21 protein-coding genes are annotated in these 20,649 nt (G+C 55.9%); 7 read left to right on the plus strand and 14 right to left on the minus strand.

The genetic code is table 11. The features are described from left to right. The first annotated feature begins 151 nt into the window (after positions 1–151). Positions 152–1,399: a peptidase T gene (pepT, locus tag ACH1XZ_RS06290; RefSeq protein WP_395594832.1), complete on the plus strand. Its 1,248-nt coding sequence runs from the start codon at positions 152–154 to the stop codon at positions 1,397–1,399. Further along, positions 1,396–2,586, plus strand: coding sequence for an MFS transporter (locus ACH1XZ_RS06295; protein WP_395594833.1), 1,191 nt, complete (start codon positions 1,396–1,398; stop codon positions 2,584–2,586). The genes pepT and ACH1XZ_RS06295 overlap by 4 nt, the downstream gene beginning before the upstream one ends. Before the next feature lie 69 nt (positions 2,587–2,655). Here ACH1XZ_RS06295 and ACH1XZ_RS06300 read toward each other — a convergent pair whose 3' ends face one another. Then, on the minus strand, positions 2,656–2,862 hold the full coding sequence (locus ACH1XZ_RS06300; RefSeq protein ID WP_395594834.1) for a glycogen synthesis protein GlgS: 207 nt from the start codon (positions 2,860–2,862) through the stop codon (positions 2,656–2,658). 253 nt (positions 2,863–3,115) lie between these two features. On the opposite strand from ACH1XZ_RS06300, the gene ACH1XZ_RS06305 reads away from it, so the two are divergent. Next, complete coding sequence (locus tag ACH1XZ_RS06305) at positions 3,116–3,256, plus strand: hypothetical protein (protein ID WP_112205122.1); 141 nt, start codon at positions 3,116–3,118, stop codon at positions 3,254–3,256. Between the two features lie 104 nt (positions 3,257–3,360). Here ACH1XZ_RS06305 and ACH1XZ_RS06310 read toward each other — a convergent pair whose 3' ends face one another. Together ACH1XZ_RS06310 and ACH1XZ_RS06315 are read right to left on the minus strand one after the other, a co-directional pair. Continuing rightward, positions 3,361–4,206, minus strand: coding sequence for an HAD hydrolase family protein (locus ACH1XZ_RS06310; protein WP_395594835.1), 846 nt, complete (start codon positions 4,204–4,206; stop codon positions 3,361–3,363). Between the two features lie 98 nt (positions 4,207–4,304). Continuing rightward, entirely contained in the window at positions 4,305–5,174 is an 870-nt protein-coding gene (locus ACH1XZ_RS06315; protein ID WP_395594836.1) for a LysR substrate-binding domain-containing protein, read from the minus strand. 112 nt (positions 5,175–5,286) lie between these two features. On the opposite strand from ACH1XZ_RS06315, the gene ACH1XZ_RS06320 reads away from it, so the two are divergent. Then, the gene (locus ACH1XZ_RS06320) at positions 5,287–6,027 is read left to right on the plus strand and encodes a metallophosphoesterase family protein (RefSeq protein ID WP_395594837.1); all 741 of its coding nucleotides are present in this window, start codon (positions 5,287–5,289) and stop codon (positions 6,025–6,027) included. On the opposite strand, the gene ACH1XZ_RS06325 is transcribed toward ACH1XZ_RS06320, so the two are convergent. The 7 genes from ACH1XZ_RS06325 to ACH1XZ_RS06355 form a co-directional block, all read right to left on the minus strand. After that, positions 5,991–6,863 (minus strand): oxygenase MpaB family protein, encoded by an 873-nt coding sequence (locus ACH1XZ_RS06325; RefSeq protein WP_395594838.1) that lies wholly within the window; start codon positions 6,861–6,863, stop codon positions 5,991–5,993. The two genes, ACH1XZ_RS06320 and ACH1XZ_RS06325, sit on opposite strands and share 37 nt — an antisense overlap. Before the next feature lie 19 nt (positions 6,864–6,882). Further along, a complete protein-coding gene (locus ACH1XZ_RS06330; protein WP_395594839.1) occupies positions 6,883–7,758 on the minus strand; it encodes an NAD(P)-dependent oxidoreductase in 876 nt (291 codons plus the stop codon). A 226-nt stretch (positions 7,759–7,984) separates the two neighbouring features. After that, positions 7,985–8,887 (minus strand): MurR/RpiR family transcriptional regulator, encoded by a 903-nt coding sequence (locus tag ACH1XZ_RS06335; protein WP_395594840.1) that lies wholly within the window; start codon positions 8,885–8,887, stop codon positions 7,985–7,987. Continuing rightward, positions 8,884–9,834, minus strand: coding sequence for an iron-siderophore ABC transporter substrate-binding protein (locus ACH1XZ_RS06340; RefSeq protein ID WP_395594841.1), 951 nt, complete (start codon positions 9,832–9,834; stop codon positions 8,884–8,886). The genes ACH1XZ_RS06335 and ACH1XZ_RS06340 overlap by 4 nt, the downstream gene beginning before the upstream one ends. Positions 9,835–9,842: 8 nt before the next feature. Beyond that, complete coding sequence (locus ACH1XZ_RS06345) at positions 9,843–10,895, minus strand: FecCD family ABC transporter permease (protein WP_395594842.1); 1,053 nt, start codon at positions 10,893–10,895, stop codon at positions 9,843–9,845. Continuing rightward, complete coding sequence (locus ACH1XZ_RS06350) at positions 10,892–11,908, minus strand: FecCD family ABC transporter permease (protein WP_395594843.1); 1,017 nt, start codon at positions 11,906–11,908, stop codon at positions 10,892–10,894. The genes ACH1XZ_RS06345 and ACH1XZ_RS06350 overlap by 4 nt, the downstream gene beginning before the upstream one ends. Further along, on the minus strand, positions 11,908–12,729 hold the full coding sequence (locus ACH1XZ_RS06355) for an ABC transporter ATP-binding protein (protein ID WP_395594844.1): 822 nt from the start codon (positions 12,727–12,729) through the stop codon (positions 11,908–11,910). The genes ACH1XZ_RS06350 and ACH1XZ_RS06355 overlap by 1 nt, the downstream gene beginning before the upstream one ends. Before the next feature lie 515 nt (positions 12,730–13,244). Here ACH1XZ_RS06355 and ACH1XZ_RS06360 point away from each other — a divergent pair. Continuing rightward, a complete protein-coding gene (locus ACH1XZ_RS06360) occupies positions 13,245–15,326 on the plus strand; it encodes a TonB-dependent siderophore receptor (RefSeq protein WP_395595560.1) in 2,082 nt (693 codons plus the stop codon). Between the two features lie 131 nt (positions 15,327–15,457). Continuing rightward, on the plus strand, positions 15,458–16,417 hold the full coding sequence (ldtC, locus tag ACH1XZ_RS06365; RefSeq protein WP_395594845.1) for a L,D-transpeptidase LdtC: 960 nt from the start codon (positions 15,458–15,460) through the stop codon (positions 16,415–16,417). A gap of 88 nt (positions 16,418–16,505) precedes the next feature. Here the strand turns inward: ldtC and bhsA are convergent, their stop codons facing one another. Beyond that, positions 16,506–16,763: a multiple stress resistance protein BhsA gene (gene bhsA / locus ACH1XZ_RS06370; protein WP_395594846.1), complete on the minus strand. Its 258-nt coding sequence runs from the start codon at positions 16,761–16,763 to the stop codon at positions 16,506–16,508. Positions 16,764–17,009: 246 nt separating this feature from the next. On the opposite strand from bhsA, the gene ACH1XZ_RS06375 reads away from it, so the two are divergent. Next, positions 17,010–17,648, plus strand: coding sequence for a TetR/AcrR family transcriptional regulator (locus tag ACH1XZ_RS06375; protein ID WP_395594847.1), 639 nt, complete (start codon positions 17,010–17,012; stop codon positions 17,646–17,648). 55 nt (positions 17,649–17,703) lie between these two features. Here ACH1XZ_RS06375 and ACH1XZ_RS06380 read toward each other — a convergent pair whose 3' ends face one another. From ACH1XZ_RS06380 to ycfP, 3 genes are all read right to left on the minus strand, one after another. Further along, positions 17,704–18,240 carry a glycine zipper 2TM domain-containing protein gene (locus tag ACH1XZ_RS06380; RefSeq protein ID WP_395594848.1) on the minus strand — a complete coding sequence of 179 codons (537 nt, stop codon included), beginning with the start codon at positions 18,238–18,240 and terminating at the stop codon, positions 17,704–17,706. A 261-nt stretch (positions 18,241–18,501) separates the two neighbouring features. Beyond that, on the minus strand, positions 18,502–19,806 hold the full coding sequence (locus ACH1XZ_RS06385) for an NAD(P)/FAD-dependent oxidoreductase (RefSeq protein WP_035895803.1): 1,305 nt from the start codon (positions 19,804–19,806) through the stop codon (positions 18,502–18,504). A 272-nt stretch (positions 19,807–20,078) separates the two neighbouring features. Next, a complete protein-coding gene (gene ycfP, locus ACH1XZ_RS06390; protein ID WP_395594849.1) occupies positions 20,079–20,621 on the minus strand; it encodes an alpha/beta hydrolase YcfP in 543 nt (180 codons plus the stop codon). Positions 20,622–20,649 lie beyond the last annotated feature (28 nt).

The raw sequence follows: 20,649 nt of genomic DNA on the forward strand, positions 1-20,649 counted from the left end.
AACGGTGTTGTCTGGCAAGACAAATAATACAACACCCCATCACGCAAGCGTTTCCTGTTGCATAAGAGAGAACGGCAAGAAGCTTTTTATCCCTTCCATAAAGATGTGAATAAAGTGTTTCTTTACGTAACCAAATAATAGGCAGATCGTAATGAAAAAACGAATTGATAGCGACAAAATAACAAAAACCTTTCTCGAATATACCTTAATCAACACCACCTCCGTCCCCACTAGCCAGAATTTACCAAGCAGTGAGAATCAATTTAAACTCGCCCAACATGTTGTCAGTCAATTTGCCCATCATGCCGGTGTCTCCGTTGAGATAAAAGATAACGCCATCACCACGATTACCCTTCCCGCGAATATTTCCAACGCGCCTTCCATCGTATTCTTCGCTCACCTCGACACCGCGCCGGACCATACCGGCGATACCCATGCGGTGCGCGTAAACCACTACGACGGTAAAGCCATTGTGCTGCCGGGAAGCGGCGAGGTGTTCTCCCCGGACAATCACCCGGAGCTGCTGGACTACGTTGGTCAGGATCTCATCACCACCGACGGCACCAGTCTATTAGGCGCCGATGATAAAGCGGCTATCGCCGCCGGTGCCGAAGCGCTGCAATATCTGGTTGCTCACCCGGAAGTGCCGCACGGCGATGTCCGTCTGGTTCTGCTGCCGGACGAAGAGATAGGTATTCGCGGGGCGAAAGCGCTGGATGTGGCTGAACTTAACGCCGACTTCGGCATTTGCCTCGACTGCTGCGGCGTGGGCGAATACGTCATTGAAAACTGGTACGCCGGTAGCGCGCAGATTACGGTGAAGGGCACCACCGCCCACCCGATGAGCGCCAAAGGTAAGCTGGTGAACGCGCTGTGCATCGCCACCGAGGTGATTACCGCTCTGCCGCCAAAAGAGCGCCCAGAGCACACCGAAGGCCGCGAGGGTTATTACTGGCCGCATAAGCTAAGCGGTGACACCGCCAGCGCGACGCTGGATATTGCCATCCGTGATTTTGAAATCGATGGCTATCGGCAACGTAAAGCCACGCTGCAAGCCATTGTCGCCGACCTCAAGCAGCGCTGGGGCGACGAGCGGGTCTCCATCACGCTGAATGATATTTACGACAACGTGAAGCCAAGCCTCGACCGGTCGCCGGAAATTCTCGAAAACGTGAAGCGGGCAATGCATAACCTCGGCATTACGCCAAAACCGCTGATTATGCGCGGCGGTTACGATGGCAGCGTGATCACGCCCAAGGGCCTCCCAACCATCAATATCTTCACCGGCGCCCACAACTTCCACTCCACCAAAGAGTTTTTACCGGTTGAATCTCTGCGTCTGGCAAGCGAGATGCTGCTGGAGATGGTTGAACTGAGCATCAGCGAGGCTCGCGCGTGAAAAAATGGACCATTGAATTCGTACTCTATGCCGTCTACATGGTGTTTGGCGCTGCCTGGGCCACGACCGGCTCGGTGATGCCGCAGATCATGAGTGACTTCAACGTTGACGTCTCGCACGCGGCGCTGATGTCGAACGTGATTCTGTGGGCCAAAATCGTGGGCGCAGTGTGCACCGCGGTGCTGGTTGCCCGTATGGGCACCCGGAAGTCATACCTGCTGGGTTGCGTGATGATTGGGGTATCGGTATTTATTCCGTTTATTGATAACTTCACGCTACTGCTGATTATCCGCTTCCTCGGTGGTCTGGGTGGCGCGGTGTGTCTGGTTTCCCTGGTGCCGACGGTGGCCCGCTTCTTTGATAACAAAATGGCGGCAACGCTTAACAGCATCAACTGTACCTCGAACATCATCGGCACCATTATTGCGCTGACCCTGGCGGGCTATCTGTCGACGCTGTTTGGCGGCTGGCGTAATCTGCTGGCGGGCTATGGCGTTATCACGCTGCTACTGGGTGTGATATGGATGCTGTGCTTTACTGACGAAGAGCGCAGCGAGGACAATACCGCGAATCTGAGCCGCGAGAGTAAAATGGCGGTGCTGAAAGAGGCTGTTTTCAGCCGTATCGTCTGGGGGATGATTGCACAGTATGCCGGGGCGATGATCATGATGGTCTTTATGTTCACCTTCCTGCCGCTTTACTACGCCAAATACGCGCATCTACCGGCGGACTCGCACGCGCATCTGAGCGGTACGGTAAACCAGGTGGGGATCATGCTGGGCGCGCTGGTGGGGCCCTACTTTAAAAACCGCGGCTATCACTATAAAAACTGGCTGTTTATCTCCAGTATTTTTATGGCCATCACCACCTTCGCTATGCTATTTGCCACCAACGACATCGTAATTCTGGTTTGTTCGTTCCTGACCGGCGGTATCTTCGCCACCTGGTTTGCGTTTATCTTCTCAATTCCTAAAGAGGGGCTCAAAAACGCCACCACGCAGACCGTCACCTACGCCATGTCAACCTTCTGGGTCTGTACCTTCCTGCTGGCGACCATCAACAGCCAGCTTATCGGCTGGTCGGTTGACCTGACCGGCGGCTTTAGCGTGGGCTTTACCTACGTCTTCGCCCTGATGGTGATTTCACCGGTTGTGGCGCTGCTGGTCTTTCCTAAAAAAGCACGTTAATCAGAAACAACAACGGGCACATTTTGTGCCCGCTTCGTATGAAAAACGGGCCGCCCGGCCCGTTAATGATTAACACGCTTCAAGTACCTGTTGCTTTACGCTTTCTGCCTGCGTTAGGTAGTACTCATACCGCGCGCAGAACCACGTTCTTTGCTGCTCGTTCATATTGCCGGTTACCGCGCAAATATCTACAGGGTGGCCTCGCGACTGCATTTGGGCAAAACTGCGGGCCAAAAAATCAAAATTCATTAACGCTTGTTGATCCTGTTGTTGCATTGCATATCCCTCCGTTCTGATACTCGTTTTCAAGGCTATATGCTCTACTGTTTCCAGTATTCGCCTGTTATCAGTTACTTTTTGAACACTGCGTGCGTATTCCCTTTGCGCGCCGTCACACTTCAGCCATCTCTCTTTTTTCATTACGACCGGATCGTGCTGAATACGTGTGCGGGTCCAGATGCGGGTACATCAATCAACATTTTTGCAATATACTGTGACAATTGTAGAACAGAGTGAGCAAAGGTGAGCGATGGAAATTGATCTCGATAATCTGGTCTTTGACGGACTGGAAGAAGCGCAAGAGCGTAACGCGGAGCGTCTTGACGATGCAGACAAGAAAGCGCAGGCGATTGTTGCCGACGATGATTGCGGCGATGCCTGCAAAATCTGATAGCAGAAACCGGCCTGAGGGCCGGTTTTTTTATGTGCGGTGGGTGCCTTTCCCGGCGTCGCTGCGCTCGGCCGGGCTACAAAATGTTGCTGGTTGAGGAGAAACTAAATCTGAATCCCCTGCTCGCGCTCGATAAATCGCACCACGGAATCCAACCAGCAATCCTCAATCACTTCCGTCGCCGCCGCCTTCGCTTCTGCAATACCGTTATTCGGGACATAGCAACGGTCGGCGCTTTTCAGCATCGGCAGATCGTTAAAGTTATCGCCAAAAGCCACCACTTCATCTGCCCCCAGGCGCATTTTCAGGTCATGCACCGCCGAATGCTTTGAAGTGGTATCGGTGAGAATATTCATAAAATAAATATCCTGCTCGGCGCAGTAGACGTCACGGTTAAGCAGGCTGTGAGCACCAGGAATGGCATGAATCGGCTGCTGCAACCCCGCGAGGGTTTGTTGCTTATCGTAAAGCACATAGTAGAGCGGCAAATACCCTTCAGGTAACGCGGTAAAGGTGTTGATACGGAAGATATTGTCGCCAAGAAACGGCGCTTTGCTGTTGAGAAAACGCTGGCTCAATTCAGTGCGCACTTGGGTATAGAACAGCGCATACTGACTGCCCTTAATACAGTAGAGAAAACCTTCCTGCGAGTGCTCATCAAGCGTCGTTGCGACCTGTTCAATCAACGGTTGTGGCAACGCGGAAGCCTGCACAATCGCCTCGCGTTCCATATCGAAGGTTAGCAGGCCATCGCTGAGCACCGCCGGGCAGGTAAAACGCGCCTCGCCGAGCAGCATCGATACTGAACTCAGCGTTCTACCCGTTGCGCAGGTGAACAGTATCCCGGCTTCATCAAAGCGGCGCAGCGCCTCACGCGTATAGTCAGAAAACTGGCCTTCGCGGTTCAACAACGTGCCGTCAAGGTCACTGATATAAAGCGTTTTCGTCATGCCAATTCTCCTGATGAATACCTTTCCCATCATATGTAATTTCAATCGTAAGTCGACAGTAAAAATTATTTAAGTGACAACGTCACTTAAAATCAACTTTATGTCTGCGCTTTCGCGAGCGCCACGAGTTTCTTAATCGCTGCGGTGCGCTCCCGTTTGCGATACAGCAACCACAGCACCGAGGGTATCGCATCACCAGCAATCTCCCGGTAGCACACGCCCGGCAGATTGATTGTCTGCGCCATCACCGCCGGGACTACCGCCACGCCGTTGCCCAGCGACACGTTAGCCAGCACCTCGGTCAGCGCCCCGGCTCGTCGGGCGTGCTCAATAGTGAAGCCGCCGCGTTTCGCCACCTCCACGGTGCCGGATCGCTGTTCCGGCAGAATAAAGGGTTGCTGGCGGAGGCTTTGCGGAGCAATCGTCACGCTCTGCGCCAGCGGGTGGCCGTCGCTTAGCGCCAGGCAAAAGTGGTCATGATACAGCGACAGATGGGTCACTTCGGCTGGTAACGCCAGCGGGCCACGCACCAACGCGACGTCCAATTTGTCTTCCACCAATAACGCCGCCATCCCTTCCATCGGCAGCTCGCTGACCTCGACGGCGACGTCGGGGTATTGCTGGCGATAGCCATTAAACAGCGAGCTCAACACTCCGGACAACAACGTCGACGACACATACCCGACACGCAGATACCCCCGTTCACCCCGCGCCACGCTCTGCACCCTCGCCTTTGCCTGCTCGGCCTGGCGGATTGTGGCTTCCGCTTCATCACGCAGCGTTTCCCCAGCCTGCGTGAGCTGCACACGTCGCTGGGTGCGCACAAATAGCGGCGTGCCCAGCTCTCGCTCTAATTGGGCTATCTGCACGGAGAGCGTCGGCACCGCAATATCCAGCGCCTGCGCCGCCGCACCAAAATGCAGAGTATTCGCGACTTCGAGAAAATATCGTAGATGTCGAAGCTCCATGACGGTTCCTGATTGTTAGGTTTTACCTAATAATAATCCCCGAATGAAGAATTGAACATGGTCGCCGTAACGCCGATGCTACAGGCATCTTAGAGGTTGATGGATAAATACCATGTGTAGCCGTTTTGCCATTTTTAGCGATGTTCACGCCAATCTGCCGGCGCTCAACGCCGTGCTTGACGATATTGACAGCCACGGGATTACCCGCATGTTTTGTCTGGGTGATGTGGTCGATTTTGCCCCCTGGCCCAATGAAGTGATTGCGCGGCTGCGCAAGCGTCAGATACCGGTTCTGCGCGGTAATCACGACCAGCGCGTTGCCTGCAACGAACCGGTCACGCCGATGGCAAAACATAGCCCTGAGGAGCGCGATGCCCGCGTCGACGCCATTGCCTTAAGCAAACGGGTGATCACGGCGGAAAACCGCCGCTGGTTGCGGTCACTGCCTGCTTCGATACTGCTGGAGCTACCGCTGCGCATTCTACTGGTGCATGCCAGTCCGCGCTCGCTGTCCGAATACCTTTACGGCGATACGCCAACGGACACCCTGCTGGCCTTCCCACAGCTACAAAACGTTGACGCGCTGATTTGTGGGCATACCCATTTTGCTCACGTCAGAACCATTAAAACGCCAGAGGGCAGACCGCTGCTGTTTGCTAACCCCGGCGCCGCGGGTCGCATCAAACCGGGCCAACCGCCGGCAAGCTGGCTTTCAGGCGAGGTTCGGGAAGGGGTGCTCTCGCTCACGATACAAACGGTGAATTATGATGTTCTGCAGGTCGCCAACGCCATTCGACAAAGCGACGTTCCGAATTTTTATGCTGACGAACTGACCCGCCGCATCGCACAGTGATAAGCACCGTTACGCACGGAACGACGCAGTACCGCTGCAATGGTGTGAACCCCACCGCGCACAATACGCTGTTCTAACGGGCTCAAACGAAGATTCAGCATCTCCTGCGCCCAATCCGGCAGCAGGTCTATCCCCGCTTTCATTAAAATTGTGCCCGCGGGCTGCGCCAGCCTTCCCGGCAGCCGGGTGGTCATTAGCACGCGAGCCACCTCCTGCGTACGCGCATCGCAGCGCAATTGAGGCCGCATGTTGTGAAGGTAATCGGCTACCGCCCGCGGCGTTTTCGGTACGTTACGCGCTCCCAGCCGCTCGGCGATAGTTGCCGACTCTATAAAATATTGGCTCTGCCTTTCCGGGCTCACTACCACCCGGCGATAGCGCAGGTGAGAGGCCATAAACGAACTGCACTCAGCAATGTGAACCCAGGTGAGCAAATCAGGGTCGCTAGCGGCGTAAGGCGTGCCGTCGATGTCCAGACCGTTTATCCGTTCGTGAATGGCTCTCACTTTGGCAATCAGCCGCTCGGCATCCGGTTCAGTGGCGAACGTTGTGGCGGAAATAAACTGGCTGGTACGGCGCAGGCGGCCGAAGATATCGTCCCGAAAGGAGGAGTGATCCCACACGCCTGCCAGCGCCAGCGGATGAAGCATCTGCAAGAGTAAGGCGCTGATACCGCCGCAGAGCATTGAGGTGAAGTCGCCATGCACCGGCCAGATAGCCGACTGTGGGCCAAACAGCCCCGGTTCGCCCGCTGGGTGCTCAAAGTCAATTTCATTGAGCGCCATTCCCGTCAGGCCAAGCACCTGGCGTTCAATGCGCTGGCGTAACCACTCCATGCTTCACCTCTCTTCGTGCTTATGCCTGACGCGCGTTATCAAGCCAGGCATAAACCGCCGCCAGATCCTGCTCGGCGAGCCCGCTCTGCGACGCCTGCGTCCACATTTCGACGATTTCGCTCATCATCGGCATCGTGCCCTGCGGGGCGTTCGCCAGCGCCAGACGCGCATCCTTCAGCGCATGTTGAAGCTGCATCTGCGGGGTGTAATCGTCTTTGCGGATCATCTCCAGCTTGCCCTTCACGTACGGCGCAGCCAGCGGTCCACCGTCCAGCGTTTCCCACAGTTGTCCCGGCGTGAAACCAAACTGACGGGCAAGCTGCATACTTTCGGCAACGCCCTGCATCATCGATATCAGCCAGGCATTAATAACCAGCTTCATCTTCTGGCTGTTGCCTGCGTCGCCGTACCACTGCGTACCGCGAGAAATGGCATCGAAGACCTGCTGTGCGGCACCCGCGCGCTGTTGGTCGCCGCAGGCCATTACCAGAATCTGGGCGTTTTCTGCCGGGGCTTTCGTGCCGGAAACCGGCGCGTCTAGGTAGAGCATATCGGGGCGAAGCGCTTCGAGCAGCGCGATGGCGTCGGCCGTTTCCTGGATACCGATGGTTCCCATCTGGCAGAAGGTTGCATTCTGTGGGCAGGATGGTGCAATGGCGCGGATTGCCGCCAGCGTGGCGTCGCCGTCGGTGAGCATAGCGATAATCACCTGCGCGTCGCTCACCGCCTGAGCGGCGGTTTCACGCTGAACCAGACCTTGGGAGACCAGGTCGTCGCCGCGTCCCGGCGTGCGGTTCCAGCCGTATACCGTGAAGCCTTTTTTCAGCAGGTTGGCGGCAAATGCGTGCCCCATTGCGCCTAAACCCAGTACCGCTACCACGGGCAGTGCGTTCATGTCTCTCTCCTCAGATGTTCGGTCTTTTTGGTAGCGTGATGATTATTCGGCAGAAAAGCAACTGGTTAATGGTTAAGCGCCGCCGCTTTTTAGTAACTTTCTGATAACAGTTCCCTGTAGGCCGGATAAGGCAACGCCGTCATCCGGCATTCTGCGGGACACTGCCGGATGGCGCTTTGCTTATCCGGCCTACCGCTGAAAAGGCAACACATCAGCAACGTTTATGCTACCCCCCTTTCCGCCCCCCAGACTTGCCAATCGCCTTATGCAAATCATTAATTCGCTTCATCGACCGCAGCGTACGCTGGGAATGCGTCGACGCCACCGACAGCACCAGCATCTCCAGGCACACCATCACCGTTCCGTGCAGCGGCACCCGGCCATTTTCTCCGCGCGGAACGTGGATAACCACCTGCGCCATATCGCTAAAGCGCGAATCGGTAGCCTGAGTGAGTAAAATCGTCGGAATGCCCAACCGCTCCGCCTCACGCAGCGTAGTGAGCCCTTCCCGGTGCGGCGATTTTTGTCCCATCATAATCAGCACATCGCCGCGCTGTAGCGCGATAAGCTGCTCGGCCAGACTAAAGCCGGTGCGATTAAGCACGCAGGACGGCAGGCCAATACGGCTAAACAACCGCGCGGTGTAATCGGTCAAAATCCCCGATGCGCCAATGCCAAACAGCGCGACCTGCCGCGCATCACCCAGCAGCGCCACCGCCTGGGCTATTGCCGCGCGGTTGCTGGTGCTGGCGAGCATTTCACAGGCGCGCTGATGCCCTTCCAGCACAAAATCGATGCTTGAATTCACGTCGCTGGTCAGCGCCCCCACCGTCGAGGCCATTTTTTCCGACGAGGTAATGGTCGGGCCAAACCAGTGCTGCATGGTCTGCTTGAGGTCGCGCAACCCCGCAAAGCCCAATGCCTGAATAGCGCGGACGACGGTGGCATCAGAGGTTTGCGTCGCGGCAGCGATTTCCATTGCCGTATGGTCCAGCACCGCTTCACGGTTATCGTCTATCCAGTGCGCGACGGCCAACAGGCGCGGTGAAAGCTGGCTGGTGCGGCTGCGCAGGCGTTCGCCAAACAGATCGACCCGGCGCTTTTCTTTACGGATCAACGTCTGGCTCATTTCGGTTCCTTAGACAATGGACGGCCGGCAATCTGCGATTGCACCTCCGCCACCAGCAAATTCAACGAGGCATAAGAGTTAGAAATAACTTCATCGCGCGGCAGAAGAATGTAATGCCCGGTGTGGCACGCCCGCATAAAATCGCACCAGCCCGGCATCACTTTTTCCATATCGTTGAGTTCATCCTGCGGTTTACCGCCGGTATCCGAGCGCCAGGTGGCAAACAGGAAATCGGCGTCCAGTTCCGGCAATTGTTCAGCGCTGACGTCAATGCGCTGACCATCAGGAATGCCCTCAATCAGCGGCGGGAAGCGGAAGCCCGCATCGCGCAGTACGCGACCCAGCGAATGATAGGAGTGATGCACCGTCACCTTGCCGTTATTGGCCTGAATCACCGAGACGGTGATTTTATGGGTATCGATGGTCTGTTTGAGCTGCTCGATTTGCGTCTGATAGCGGCGATTAAGGATCGCCAGTCGCGCCTGCGTCCCGGTCAATTCCGCCAGCTTGCCGTAAATGCGCGGCGCGCTGCCCAACAGATGGTCAATACTGACCGTCGGCGCAATTTTCGCCAGCTGCTCTATCGGCACGTTGCGGTTGGGTTCGGTAATAATCAGGTCAGGTTTAGCCGCCGCCACCGCTTCGAGGTCGATATCAGCGGTGCCGATAAATTTGATATCGCTGTTGTCAAAATCGACGCCGGTCAGCATCGCGCTGGAGCGCAGATAGTGGCTCCCATCCGGACGAGTTCGCCCGTGGCTAGCGACCGGCGGCACGCCAAGCTCAATCAGCGGAATGGTAATATCGAGATCGTGCATCGACACAATGCGTTTTGGGTGATCGGGAACCTGAACCACGCGGCCCAGATCGTCGGTGAACGGGTGCGTTTGCGCGAACGCTGAAACGCTACACAGGCACAACAAAGACATCAGCCCACGAAGGGTCATCCTGAACCTCACAAGGCGTCACGGCGACGCCACAGCAGAAAAATAAAGAAGGGGCAGCCAATCAGCGAAATGATGATCCCTGCCGGAATTTGTAGCGGCGCAAAGGCCAGACGCCCGATGGTGTCTGTCAGCAGCACCAGTAGCGCGCCAATCAACGCGCTGCCGGTCAGCAGCGCCACCTGCCCGCCGCGCAGCATAAAGCGCGCCATATGCGGAGCCATCAGGCCAACAAAGCCCAAACTGCCGACACAGGAAACGCTCGCCGCCGTCAGCAGCACCGGGGCGATAAACCGCAACATCGTCAGGCGCGATAACCGCACGCCCAGCCCGTTGGCCACCTGATTGCCCATCAGCGCAACGTCCGCTGCCCGTGCGGTCAGATAGAGAATCGCCACCGCCGGCAGTGCCCACGCCACGGCGACCGCCAGCAGCGGCCAGGTCGCGGCGTGCAGGCTACCCGCAAGCCAGGTCATCGCCGTTTGTACATCGCGGATATCGGCGGTGGTGATAAAGAGCCCCATCGCCGCCGAGAGCGCCCATGACACGCCAATGCCAATCAGAATGAAGCGTGGGCGCGAAAGATCACGGGCCAGCACGATAACCAGCAACGCCACCAGCACACCGCCGAGCATCCCCACCAGCGGCCGCCAGGCAAGGCTGACGGCGGGGAATGCGAGGATAAGCGTCAGCACAACCACGCTGGTCCCCTCTTTTACGCCAATCAATCCAGGGTCAGCCAGGCCATTGCGGGTTATCGACTGCATTGCCGCCCCGGCAAGCCCGAGCATCCCACCGCAGAAGATAGCCATAAACAGCCGCGGTAAACGGATATCACGAACGATGTAGACCTGTTGTGGGCTTAGCGCCTCAGGCATGAACAGCGCCCGTCCAATTGCGCCGGTGGGAATCGGCAGCGAACCTCGCGTGACGCCAAAAACCAGCAGCAGCACAATAATGGCCAGCAGCGCGGCGGCGATTTTCAGCAGCCGCGGGCGCAGCAGCAGACGTAATGGACCTAGCGTGACGGCGCGAAACCCCGCGCGGGTGACTGCTCGCGTCATTTAAAGAACCTCACCGCAATGGCAATAAACACCGGCGCGCCGACCATCGCGGTCATGACCCCGGTCGCCAGCTCCTGTGGCGCCAGCAGCCAGCGGGCCAGAATGTCCGCCGATAACAGCAACAGCGCGCCGGTCGGCAGCGCCAGCAGCAGCCCAGTGCGAATGTCCTGCCCCGCCCAGCGGCGAATAACGTGCGGCACCACTAACCCGATAAAACCAATCGGCCCCGCAACGGAGACCGCCGCGCCACACAGCAGCGCGATAGCGATAACGCCGAACACACGCGTGCGCGCCACCGGGACGCCAAGGCCGCTGGCAACCCGGTCGCCCAGGGCCAGAATATTGAGTCGAGGCGCGAGGAATCCCGCCAGAAGTATGCCCAGCAGCGTCGGAATGGACGCTATCTGCAAGGTGGCAAGGCGAATACCGGAGAGGTCGCCCGCAAGCCAGGTGCGCATCGCCTGTAGTGTCTGTTCGTCCAGAATCAAAATGGAGGCGGTGATGGCCGAGGCAAAAGCCGAAAGCGCCACCCCGCAGAGCGTGATTTTCATTGCCGTCGCGCCAGCACGCCCAGCGGAAGCCAACAGCATCACCAAACCAAACAGCGCCGCAGCGCCCAAAGCAGCGGCCAGCGGTTGGCTCACACCGGCGGTTATCCCGATGGCGGAACACACCACCACGGCAAGCGTTGCGCCAGCGTTCAGGCCAAGAATATGCGGCTCGCCCAGCGGGTTACGGATAACGGTTTGTAGCAGCAGGCCCGCCGCCCCTAGCGCCGCGCCGGTCAGCAACGCCGCCAGAAGACGCGTCAGGCGCAGGTTGACGATAATGCGGTGATCGAAGTTGCGCGGGTCGTAGTGCAGCAACGCCTCCACCACGACGCGCGGCGCAATGGCGCGCGCGCCCAGCCCCAGGTGGATAATCGCGCCAATACACAGCAGGCTGCTCACCAGCAGCAGCGCCCCCAGTGGGCGTAGCCGATGTTGGCGCTGGATCAGGCTTTGCGTCACCATCAGACCGGCTCCGGACGCGCGCAGAATGGCATAAACAGCGGTTTACCGGTCTGTGGATTGGGCAGCATCAGCACATCGACGTCAAAAACCTGCTTGATGATTTCCGCCGTGCAGGGGGACGTTTCATCCACAATGCTGGCAATTTGTCCCTGCTTCATAAAGATCAGCGTATCGGCGTAGTTCACCGCAAAGTTGAGGTCGTGGAGAACGGTGACGACGGTACGTCCATGCTCGCGGGTGAGCTGCTGGAGCAGTTCGAGAATTTCAACCTGATAGCGTAAATCAAGCCAGGTGGTGGGTTCATCCAGCAGAATGGTCGGCGTTTGTTGCGCCAACGCCATGGCTATCCAGCAGCGCTGACGCTGGCCGCCGGACAGGCTGTCGACCGGTAAATGGGCAAACTCCAGCGTACCGGTCAGGCGCAGCGCCGTCTCAACCGCCGCTTCATCTTCCGGCGACCATTGACGAATCAACCCCTGCCACGGATAACGCCCGCGCGACACCAGCTCAAACACGGTGAGCCCTTCCGGGGTCAGCGGCGACTGCGGCAACAGGCCTAGCTGACGCGCCACCTGTTTGGTCGGCTGCTGATGAATATCGTGACCATCCAGGCGCACGCAACCACCCAGCGGTTTGAGCATCCGCGCGATGGTGTTGAGTAAGGTGGATTTGCCGGAACCGTTGGCGCCCGCCAATACCGTCATTTTACCGACGGGTAGCGTCAGGTTGATGTTATCAACGATGCGCTGGTTGCCATACCCGGCACAAAGGGACTCCAGCACAATTCCGCGTTCCTGCGGGGTATTTTGCCGCTGTGGCATGTTTCTTTCTCTCCGGCGGCAACGACGTGGTATCGTTCTGCACTATAAATAAATCTCATTCTCTTTTGATCATGCAATGCCGTAATGTAGTAGTCAAGATCGCTACATCATCACTTCACTTCATAAGGCCTTAGTGAGACTCCGTGCTTTTAGCGCCTGACGTTAATTATTAATATTATTTAAATTCAACACATTATGAATATAACCCCTGACTTCCCACGCCCTGTAATCGCCCTTTTACTGCCGCTGATAAATTTATCACCTGCTGCATTTACTACTACATTTTTGCATGTTTGAATGATTCTCAATTACACATCCTGAACATCACATGGCGGTGTGAACGGATGATTTTCGCTATTCAGGGCAATGATTTTTATCACTTTTGACTGCCATCTTTCGGCGGTTTTTTTATGGGAAACAGAGAGATGAAACAACTATTCCCGACGTTCACGGAAACGTCCGGACGCGCGCTTTTTTCACTGCTTTTTCTGGGGGCGGTTGCCTCCCCTTCGCTGATGGCGGCCGAAAGCACAACCAGTGGGGATACGACGAAAAAAGAAGAAGCGATGACGGTGGTTGGCACCACCGCGCAGGCTGATGAGACCGTCACGGAAGGTTATCAGCCCATCAGTAGCTCCACCGCTACGCTCACCTCTATGCCGCTGCTGGATATTCCGCAGGTGGTGAACACGGTGAGCGACAAAGTGCTGGAAGACCAGCACGCCACGTCGCTTGATGAAGCGCTGTATAACGTCGCGAACGTGGTACAAACTAACACCCTGGGCGGTACTCAGGATGCCTTTACCCGTCGTGGTTTTGGCGCAAACCGCGATGGTTCAATCATGACCAACGGCCTGCGTACTGTGCTGCCGCGCAGCTTTAATGCCGCGACATCACGCGTCGAAGTGCTCAAAGGGCCAGCCTCAACCCTCTACGGGATTCTGGACCCGGGCGGCCTGATTAACGTCGTGACCAAACGCCCGGAGCGCACCTTCTCCGGCGACATTTCAGCCACCTCCAGCAGCTTTGGCGGCGGCACCGGGCAAATCGACGTCACTGGGCCTATCGAAGGGACTCGACTGGCGTATCGCCTGATTGGCGAATATCAGAATGAAGATTACTGGCGTAACTTCGGCAAATCGCGCAGCAGCTTTATTGCCCCTTCCCTGACGTGGTTTGGCGACGATGCAACGGTGAACCTCTCCTGGTCACATCGTAACTACAATACCCCGTTCGATCGCGGCACCATTTTCGATCTCGATACCGGGCACGCGGTGAACGTCTCCCGCAAGGAGCGTTTCGACGAGCCGTTCAATATCACCGACGGTAACTCTGACCTGGCGCAGCTCAACGCGGAATACCGCCTAAACAGCCAGTGGACCGCGCGTTTTGACTACAGCTTTAGCCAGGACATGTATAGCGATAACCAGGCGCGCGTGATGGCTTATGATGCGAAGACCGGCAACCTGACCCGCCGTGTCGATGCCACCCAGGGTTCTACCCAGCGTATGCACTCCACCCGTGCCGACCTGCAGGGCAACGTGGTGATTGGCGGGTTCTATAACGAACTGCTCACCGGTATCGCCTATGAGAATTATGACCTGCTGCGTACCGATATGATCCGCTGCAAAAACGTTAAAAATGGCTTTAACATTTATGACCCGGTTTATGGTTCGCTCAGCAAATGTACCAGCGTTTCGGCCGCCGATAGCGACCAGCGCATTCAGCAGGAAACCTACGCGACCTACGTCCAGGACGCGCTCTACCTGACCGATAAATGGATTGCCGTCGCCGGGGCGCGCTACCAATATTACACCCAGTATGCGGGTAAAGGCCGCCCGTTTAATGCCAACACCGATAGCCAGGATGAGAAGCTGACGCCGAAGTTCGGGATGGTTTATAAGCTGACGCCAAACGTCTCGCTGTTCGGTAACGTGGCGCAGTCGTTTATGCCGCAATCCTCCATTGCCAGCTACATCGGCGACCTGCCTCCGGAAGAATCAACGGCGTATGAAATGGGTGCCAAGTTTGATCTCTTCAACGGCGTAACGTCGAATATCACCTTCTTCGATATCCATAAACGTAACGTGCTGTACACCGAAACCATTGGTGATGAAACCTATGCCAAGACGGCGGGGAAAGTGCGTTCTCGCGGGATTGAAGTGGATGTTGCAGGCTCGCTCACCGACAACCTGAATGTGATTGCCAGCTACGGCTACACCGATGCGAAGGTCATTGACGACCCAGACTACGCGGGCAAACCGCTGCCAAACGTTCCGCGCCATACCGGTTCACTGTTCCTGACCTATGACATCAATAACGTCTACGACAGCAACACGCTGACCCTCGGCGGCGGCGGGCATGCGCTGAGTCGTCGTTCAGGTACCAACGGCGCGGATTACTACCTGCCGGGTTACGCGGTGGCGGATATCTTTGCGGCCTATAAGATGAAGCTGCAATACCCGGTCACGCTGCAGCTTAACGTCAAAAACCTGTTCGATAAGACCTACTACACCTCGTCCATCGCCAGCAACAACCTGGGCAACCAGATTGGCGACCCGCGCGAAGTGCAGTTCACGGTGAAAATGTCCTTCTAACCGCCCGCGGCCCCGAAACGGGGCCGCGTTTACATACTCTTTCAATCCCTTAGCACTTCCCTACAGTTCCCTTCCGCATAATAGTCGCTTTAACTTTTAGGCAACACATTCAGACTTTGGGGATTATCGTCATGGGACAAACACTGCAACTTTCACGCTGGTTGGTGGGATTATTCCTCGCGGCCTGCGTGGCGCTGCCCGCCAGCGCCAATAGCTGGCCGCTGCCACCGCCGGGGAGTCGACTGGTGGGCGAAAACCGTTTCCACGTTGTCGAGAACAACGGCGGTTCGCTGGAATCGATCGCGAAAAAATACAACGTGGGTTTTCTGGCGCTCTTACAGGCCAACCCAGGCGTTGACCCCTACGTTCCACGCGCCGGAAGCGTATTAACCATTCCGCTGCAAACGCTGCTGCCGGACGTGCCGCGCGAAGGTATCGTGCTGAATCTGGCGGAGCTGCGCCTCTACTATTACCCGCCGGGCAAAAATACGGTCACCGTCTACCCTATCGGCATCGGCCAGCTAGGCGGCACGACGGTGACGCCAACCATGGTGACCACCGTATCCGATAAGCGCGCCAACCCGACCTGGACGCCTACCGCCAATATCCGCGCGCGCTACAAAGCGCAGGGCATTGATCTTCCTGCGGTAATGCCAGCCGGCCCGGATAACCCAATGGGCCATCACGCCATTCGTCTGGCCGCTTACGGTGGCGTATACCTGCTGCACGGCACCAACGCCGATTTTGGTATCGGTATGCGCGTGAGCTCTGGCTGTATTCGTCTGCGCGATAACGACATCAAAGCGCTGTTCGAGCAGGTCACGCCGGGGACAAAAGTGACCATCATTAATACGCCGATTAAAGCGTCGGTCGAGCCCAACGGCGTGCGTCTGGTCGAAGTGCACCAGCCGCTATCTGAGCATATTGATGACGATCCGCAAACCCTGCCAATCGTTCTGAACGCGGGTATGAAGGCGTTTAGCCAGGATGCCAACACGGATACTGCGGTGATGAATAAAGTGATGGATGTGCGTTCCGGGATGCCGGTCGATGTCACCCGTCATCACGATGTTGCTCAGCAAAATATGTAACCTGAGCCACAAAGTAAAAGGCCCTGAGCGGGATACGCTCAGGGCCTTTTTTATAGCAGTGACATAAGCATTATGAGGGTTTTAACGCTTATTTATAGATTACTGCGGTACCGTGCAGGTTGTTTGGACCGCTAACGGAAGTGATACGGAATGATTTCGCACCCATGTCATCCGCTTTCTGAGCCAGTTCTTGCTCCAGAGACGCCAGGTTAGGGCCTGCAGAAGCAGAGACGCTACCGACTTTATGCTGGTCTGCCGGAGTAGATTGCACTTCAACGGCGGCAAAGCTTGCAAATGACAGAGAGCTTAGTACGGCTGCGATGGCCAGAGCTTTTACGTTTTTCATAATTATTACCTTTGCAGATGATTTTTGTAGGTCAGACGTTAATAACTTAACGATCGATAGGTTAATCATAATGAGATCTGCGTCACACGTCAACGGATTTTTATAACGATCGTTTATTTAATAAAGATTCATATATTTTTCATATGAATATGTTCTTTTTATTTTTCGCTAAGGAAGCGCTAGCCCCTTGCATGGATTATTTTTATAATGAATGTTCACTAAACACCGACTAAGGTAGGCGGCACGATGACAACTGACACGCAAAGTTGCGCGAAAAAAGGCCGCGGTCGACCTAAAGTATTCGACCGGGAAGCGGCGCTTGATAAAGCGATGACGCTATTCTGGCAGTATGGCTATGAAGCAACATCCCTCTCCGACCTTGTCGAAGCTACGGGTGCAAAAGCGCCGACGCTGTACGCCGAGTTTGTGAATAAAGAGGGGCTGTTCCGCGCCGTTCTCGATCACTACATCACGCACTTTGCTTCCAAAAACGAAGCTTGCCTGTTCTGCGACGAGCAGCCGGTTGTAGAAGCGCTACGCAACTACTTCACCGCCGTAGCAACCTGCTTCACCAGCAAGGACACCCCCGCGGGCTGCTTTATGATCAACACCTCTGCGGCGCTGGCGGCCTCGTCAAAAGAGATTGCCAGGACGATTAAATCTCGTCACGCGGTACAGGAACAGACGCTGAATCAATTCCTTTCGCTGCGTCAATCGCGTGGGGAAATTCCGGCAGGGAAAAACGTTACCGAGGTGGCGCAGTTCCTAAGCTGTATTTTGCAGGGGATGTCGATTAGCGCCCGTGAAGGGGCAAGCTTTGAGACGCTGATGCAGATTATCGACACCACGCTGCGCCTCTGGCCGCAGATGATTGCCGAGCGGTAAAAAAAACGCCCCTCACTCGGAAGAATGAGGGGCGAACAGCATATTCACTGCTATTTTAGGCTTTATTCAGTACCAGCTGGCCGTTGTTATCCAACGGTATCTGGCTACCAGGCTGTTTATCCATACGGATTTTGCCCTGCTGGTCGCCGATTTTGTAGGTCACGTCATAACCGAGCGTTTTCTCAGACTTATCGTACACCGTCTTACAGCGCTGCTCGTTGGTGGTGTAGGTATCATTATTCTGCATTGCACCCTGCACCTGATTACCAGCATAGCCGCCGCCTAATGCACCGACCACGGTCGCGACACTTTTGCCGTGTCCGCCACCAAACTGATGTCCAATGACGCCACCCGCAACAGCACCCAGCACAGAGCCTGCGATACGGTTTTCATCCTGCACAGGACGACGATGAGTGACCGTCACGTTACGGCACTCCTGACGCGGATTTTTGACGGTTTCCTTGATTGGCGTAGCGGAGATAACCTGCGCGTACTGCGGGCCACGGTCGAAAACGTTCATACTCGCTACGGCGGCAACCCCAAGCGCGGCTGCAACGCCAATACCAATACCCGCCAACATTGATTTATTCACGGGAGATCCTCCTATGTTGCTATTGCTAACAATTGTGCAACCGATCGTTAGCAGTGCCTATCAGACAAAAGCGCAAAAGCAGGATTTAATGTCGGGAGATGGGTGTTTCGGAGGATTCTGAGGATGGGAGCGCAGCTAACTCTTGTCGGCCTGATAAGCGTAGCGCCATCAGGCGAGATGCGAGCATTTGCCGGATGGCGGCGTAAACGCCTTATCCGGCCTACAGATGTAATAACGTGTAGGCCGGGAAAAGCGCGATGATTAATGCAGCTTCAGACGCGGACGAATCACGCGGTTAATGCTGCCCACCAGCATCATCAGGCCGGTTTTCACGTACCCGTGCAGCGCAATCTGGTGCATACGGTACAGCGAGATGTAAACCATACGCGCGATGCGGCCTTCAATCATCATTGAGCCGCGCATCAGGTTACCCATCAGGCTGCCCACGGTGGAGTAGTTAGAGAGCGATACCAGAGAGCCGTGGTCTTTATAGCTATAGGCTTTCAGCTCTTTGCCCTTCATCTGCGCCAGAATGTTGTTCAGCGCGCAGGTGGCCATCTGGTGCGCAGCCTGAGCGCGCGGTGGCACAAAGCCGCCTTCCGGACGCGCGCAGGACGCGCAGTCGCCAATCGCGTAAATATCCTGGTCGCGAGTGGTTTGCAGCGTTGGCTCCACCACCAGCTGGTTAATACGGTTGGTTTCCAGTCCGCCAATCTCTTTCATAAAGTCCGGCGCTTTGATACCGGCAGCCCAGACCATCAGATCCGCCTCAATATACTCGCCGTCCTTGGTGTGCAGGCCGCCTGCGTCAGCGCTGGTGACCATCGTCTGGGTGAGTACGCGTACGCCCATTTTGGTCAGCTCGCTGTGCGCCGCGCCGGAGATTCGCGGCGGCAGCGCGGGTAGAATACGCTCACCGGCTTCCACCAGCGTTACGTTAAGCGCTTCGTTGCTCAGGCCTTTGTAGCCGTAGCTATGCAGCTGTTTTACCGCGTTATGCAGCTCAGCGGACAGCTCAACACCAGTCGCCCCGCCGCCGACAATGGCGATATTAACCTTGCCGTTCGCGCCCAGGTTCGCGGAATATTTCAGGAACAGGTTCAGCATTTCCTGATGGAAACGACGCGCCTGATGCGGGTTGTCGAGGAAGATGCAGTGATCTTTGACGCCCGGCGTGTTGAAGTCGTTGGAGGTACTGCCCAGCGCCATCACCAGCGTGTCATACGCAACCTTACGCTCAGGCACCAGCAGCTCGCCCTTCTCATCGCGCAGCTCAGCGATGGTAATGGTTTTGGCTTCACGGTTGATGTCCATCACCGAACCTAACTGGAACTGGAAGTGATGATTGCGCGCATGTGCCAGGTAGCTCAGCGCATCCACGCCTTCATCCAGAGAACCGGTAGCCACTTCATGCAGCAGCGGTTTCCACAGGTGGCTATGGTTACGGTCAACCAGCGTGATTTTTGCTTTTTTACTGCGGCCAAGCTTTCTACCCAGTTGAGTAGCCAGTTCCAGACCGCCAGCACCACCACCCACAATTACGATTTTTTTCATTGGCGTAGTCATGTGACCCCCTTAAAATTTATTAACCAATTGTTAATTAAAAGTTATGAATATAGCCTTTAATTAACAACAAGTTACTTGTGTGAAACCATTCAGCTGCAATGAGAATAACATGAATGGTGCATTGGTCATACCAAAATTGATGTGCATCAAGTTTTATCGCGCAGAAGTTGAGCGAACGGTATTTTTAATGGCTGATAAACGCGTGGCGGGGTTAAAAATTAACAAAAAAAAGCCCCGACAACACCGCGTTGTCGGGGCCTCTTCAAGCAGGATTAGCCTAAGGTTTTAAAGGCTTTGATCCGCTGCAGATGCGGGGAGATATTCTTGAACTTATGCCCCTGCTCTTCATCCCAGATAATTTCATAGTAATGATGCAGCATCTCAGCGGAACGCTGGCTATCCAGCGCATCATCGTGGCGCGAGAGAATGGCCAGGCAGCGGTCACGGTTCTTCTCGCGGAAGTTATTCACGCACTTGGTGGCGATATCGGCATACTCTTCCGGGCGGTCAATCTTGCCGTCCATGTTCTCATCCGGGAACAGGTTCGGATTGAACATCACCTGGCGGATATCACACAGGAAGCCGATACGCTCCGCCCAAAAACCACCGAGCCCTACGCCGCAAATCAGCGGACGTTCATCAGCGCTCAGTTGCAGCATCTTGTCCACTTCCTTGAGTAAATGCTGCATGTCATGTTTCGGGTGCAGCGTACTGTAGCTAATCAACCGCACGTCCGGGTCGATAAACTGCAGCTGCAGCACTTTTTCATGGTTGCCTGGGCTATTCGAGTCAAAACCGTGTAAATAGATAATCATCGTATCCTCACCACACCATTACTCCCAC

Source organism: Kluyvera chengduensis (genome assembly GCF_044197065.1).
Taxonomy (GTDB): Bacteria; Pseudomonadota; Gammaproteobacteria; order Enterobacterales; family Enterobacteriaceae; genus Kluyvera; species Kluyvera ascorbata_C.

Coding starts and splice junctions, on each gene's coding strand:
- pepT (WP_395594832.1), top strand. CDS start 152: ATGAAAAAACGAATTGATAGCGACAAAATAACAAAAACCTTTCTCGAA.
- ACH1XZ_RS06300 (WP_395594834.1), bottom strand. CDS start 2,862: ATGCAACAACAGGATCAACAAGCGTTAATGAATTTTGATTTTTTGGCC.
- ACH1XZ_RS06305 (WP_112205122.1), top strand. CDS start 3,116: ATGGAAATTGATCTCGATAATCTGGTCTTTGACGGACTGGAAGAAGCG.
- ACH1XZ_RS06310 (WP_395594835.1), bottom strand. CDS start 4,206: ATGACGAAAACGCTTTATATCAGTGACCTTGACGGCACGTTGTTGAAC.
- ACH1XZ_RS06315 (WP_395594836.1), bottom strand. CDS start 5,174: ATGGAGCTTCGACATCTACGATATTTTCTCGAAGTCGCGAATACTCTG.
- ACH1XZ_RS06320 (WP_395594837.1), top strand. CDS start 5,287: ATGTGTAGCCGTTTTGCCATTTTTAGCGATGTTCACGCCAATCTGCCG.
- ACH1XZ_RS06325 (WP_395594838.1), bottom strand. CDS start 6,863: ATGGAGTGGTTACGCCAGCGCATTGAACGCCAGGTGCTTGGCCTGACG.
- ACH1XZ_RS06330 (WP_395594839.1), bottom strand. CDS start 7,758: ATGAACGCACTGCCCGTGGTAGCGGTACTGGGTTTAGGCGCAATGGGG.
- ACH1XZ_RS06335 (WP_395594840.1), bottom strand. CDS start 8,887: ATGAGCCAGACGTTGATCCGTAAAGAAAAGCGCCGGGTCGATCTGTTT.
- ACH1XZ_RS06340 (WP_395594841.1), bottom strand. CDS start 9,834: ATGACCCTTCGTGGGCTGATGTCTTTGTTGTGCCTGTGTAGCGTTTCA.
- ACH1XZ_RS06345 (WP_395594842.1), bottom strand. CDS start 10,895: ATGACGCGAGCAGTCACCCGCGCGGGGTTTCGCGCCGTCACGCTAGGT.
- ACH1XZ_RS06350 (WP_395594843.1), bottom strand. CDS start 11,908: ATGGTGACGCAAAGCCTGATCCAGCGCCAACATCGGCTACGCCCACTG.
- ACH1XZ_RS06355 (WP_395594844.1), bottom strand. CDS start 12,729: ATGCCACAGCGGCAAAATACCCCGCAGGAACGCGGAATTGTGCTGGAG.
- ACH1XZ_RS06360 (WP_395595560.1), top strand. CDS start 13,245: ATGGCGGCCGAAAGCACAACCAGTGGGGATACGACGAAAAAAGAAGAA.
- ldtC (WP_395594845.1), top strand. CDS start 15,458: ATGGGACAAACACTGCAACTTTCACGCTGGTTGGTGGGATTATTCCTC.
- bhsA (WP_395594846.1), bottom strand. CDS start 16,763: ATGAAAAACGTAAAAGCTCTGGCCATCGCAGCCGTACTAAGCTCTCTG.
- ACH1XZ_RS06375 (WP_395594847.1), top strand. CDS start 17,010: ATGACAACTGACACGCAAAGTTGCGCGAAAAAAGGCCGCGGTCGACCT.
- ACH1XZ_RS06385 (WP_035895803.1), bottom strand. CDS start 19,806: ATGACTACGCCAATGAAAAAAATCGTAATTGTGGGTGGTGGTGCTGGC.
- ycfP (WP_395594849.1), bottom strand. CDS start 20,621: ATGATTATCTATTTACACGGTTTTGACTCGAATAGCCCAGGCAACCAT.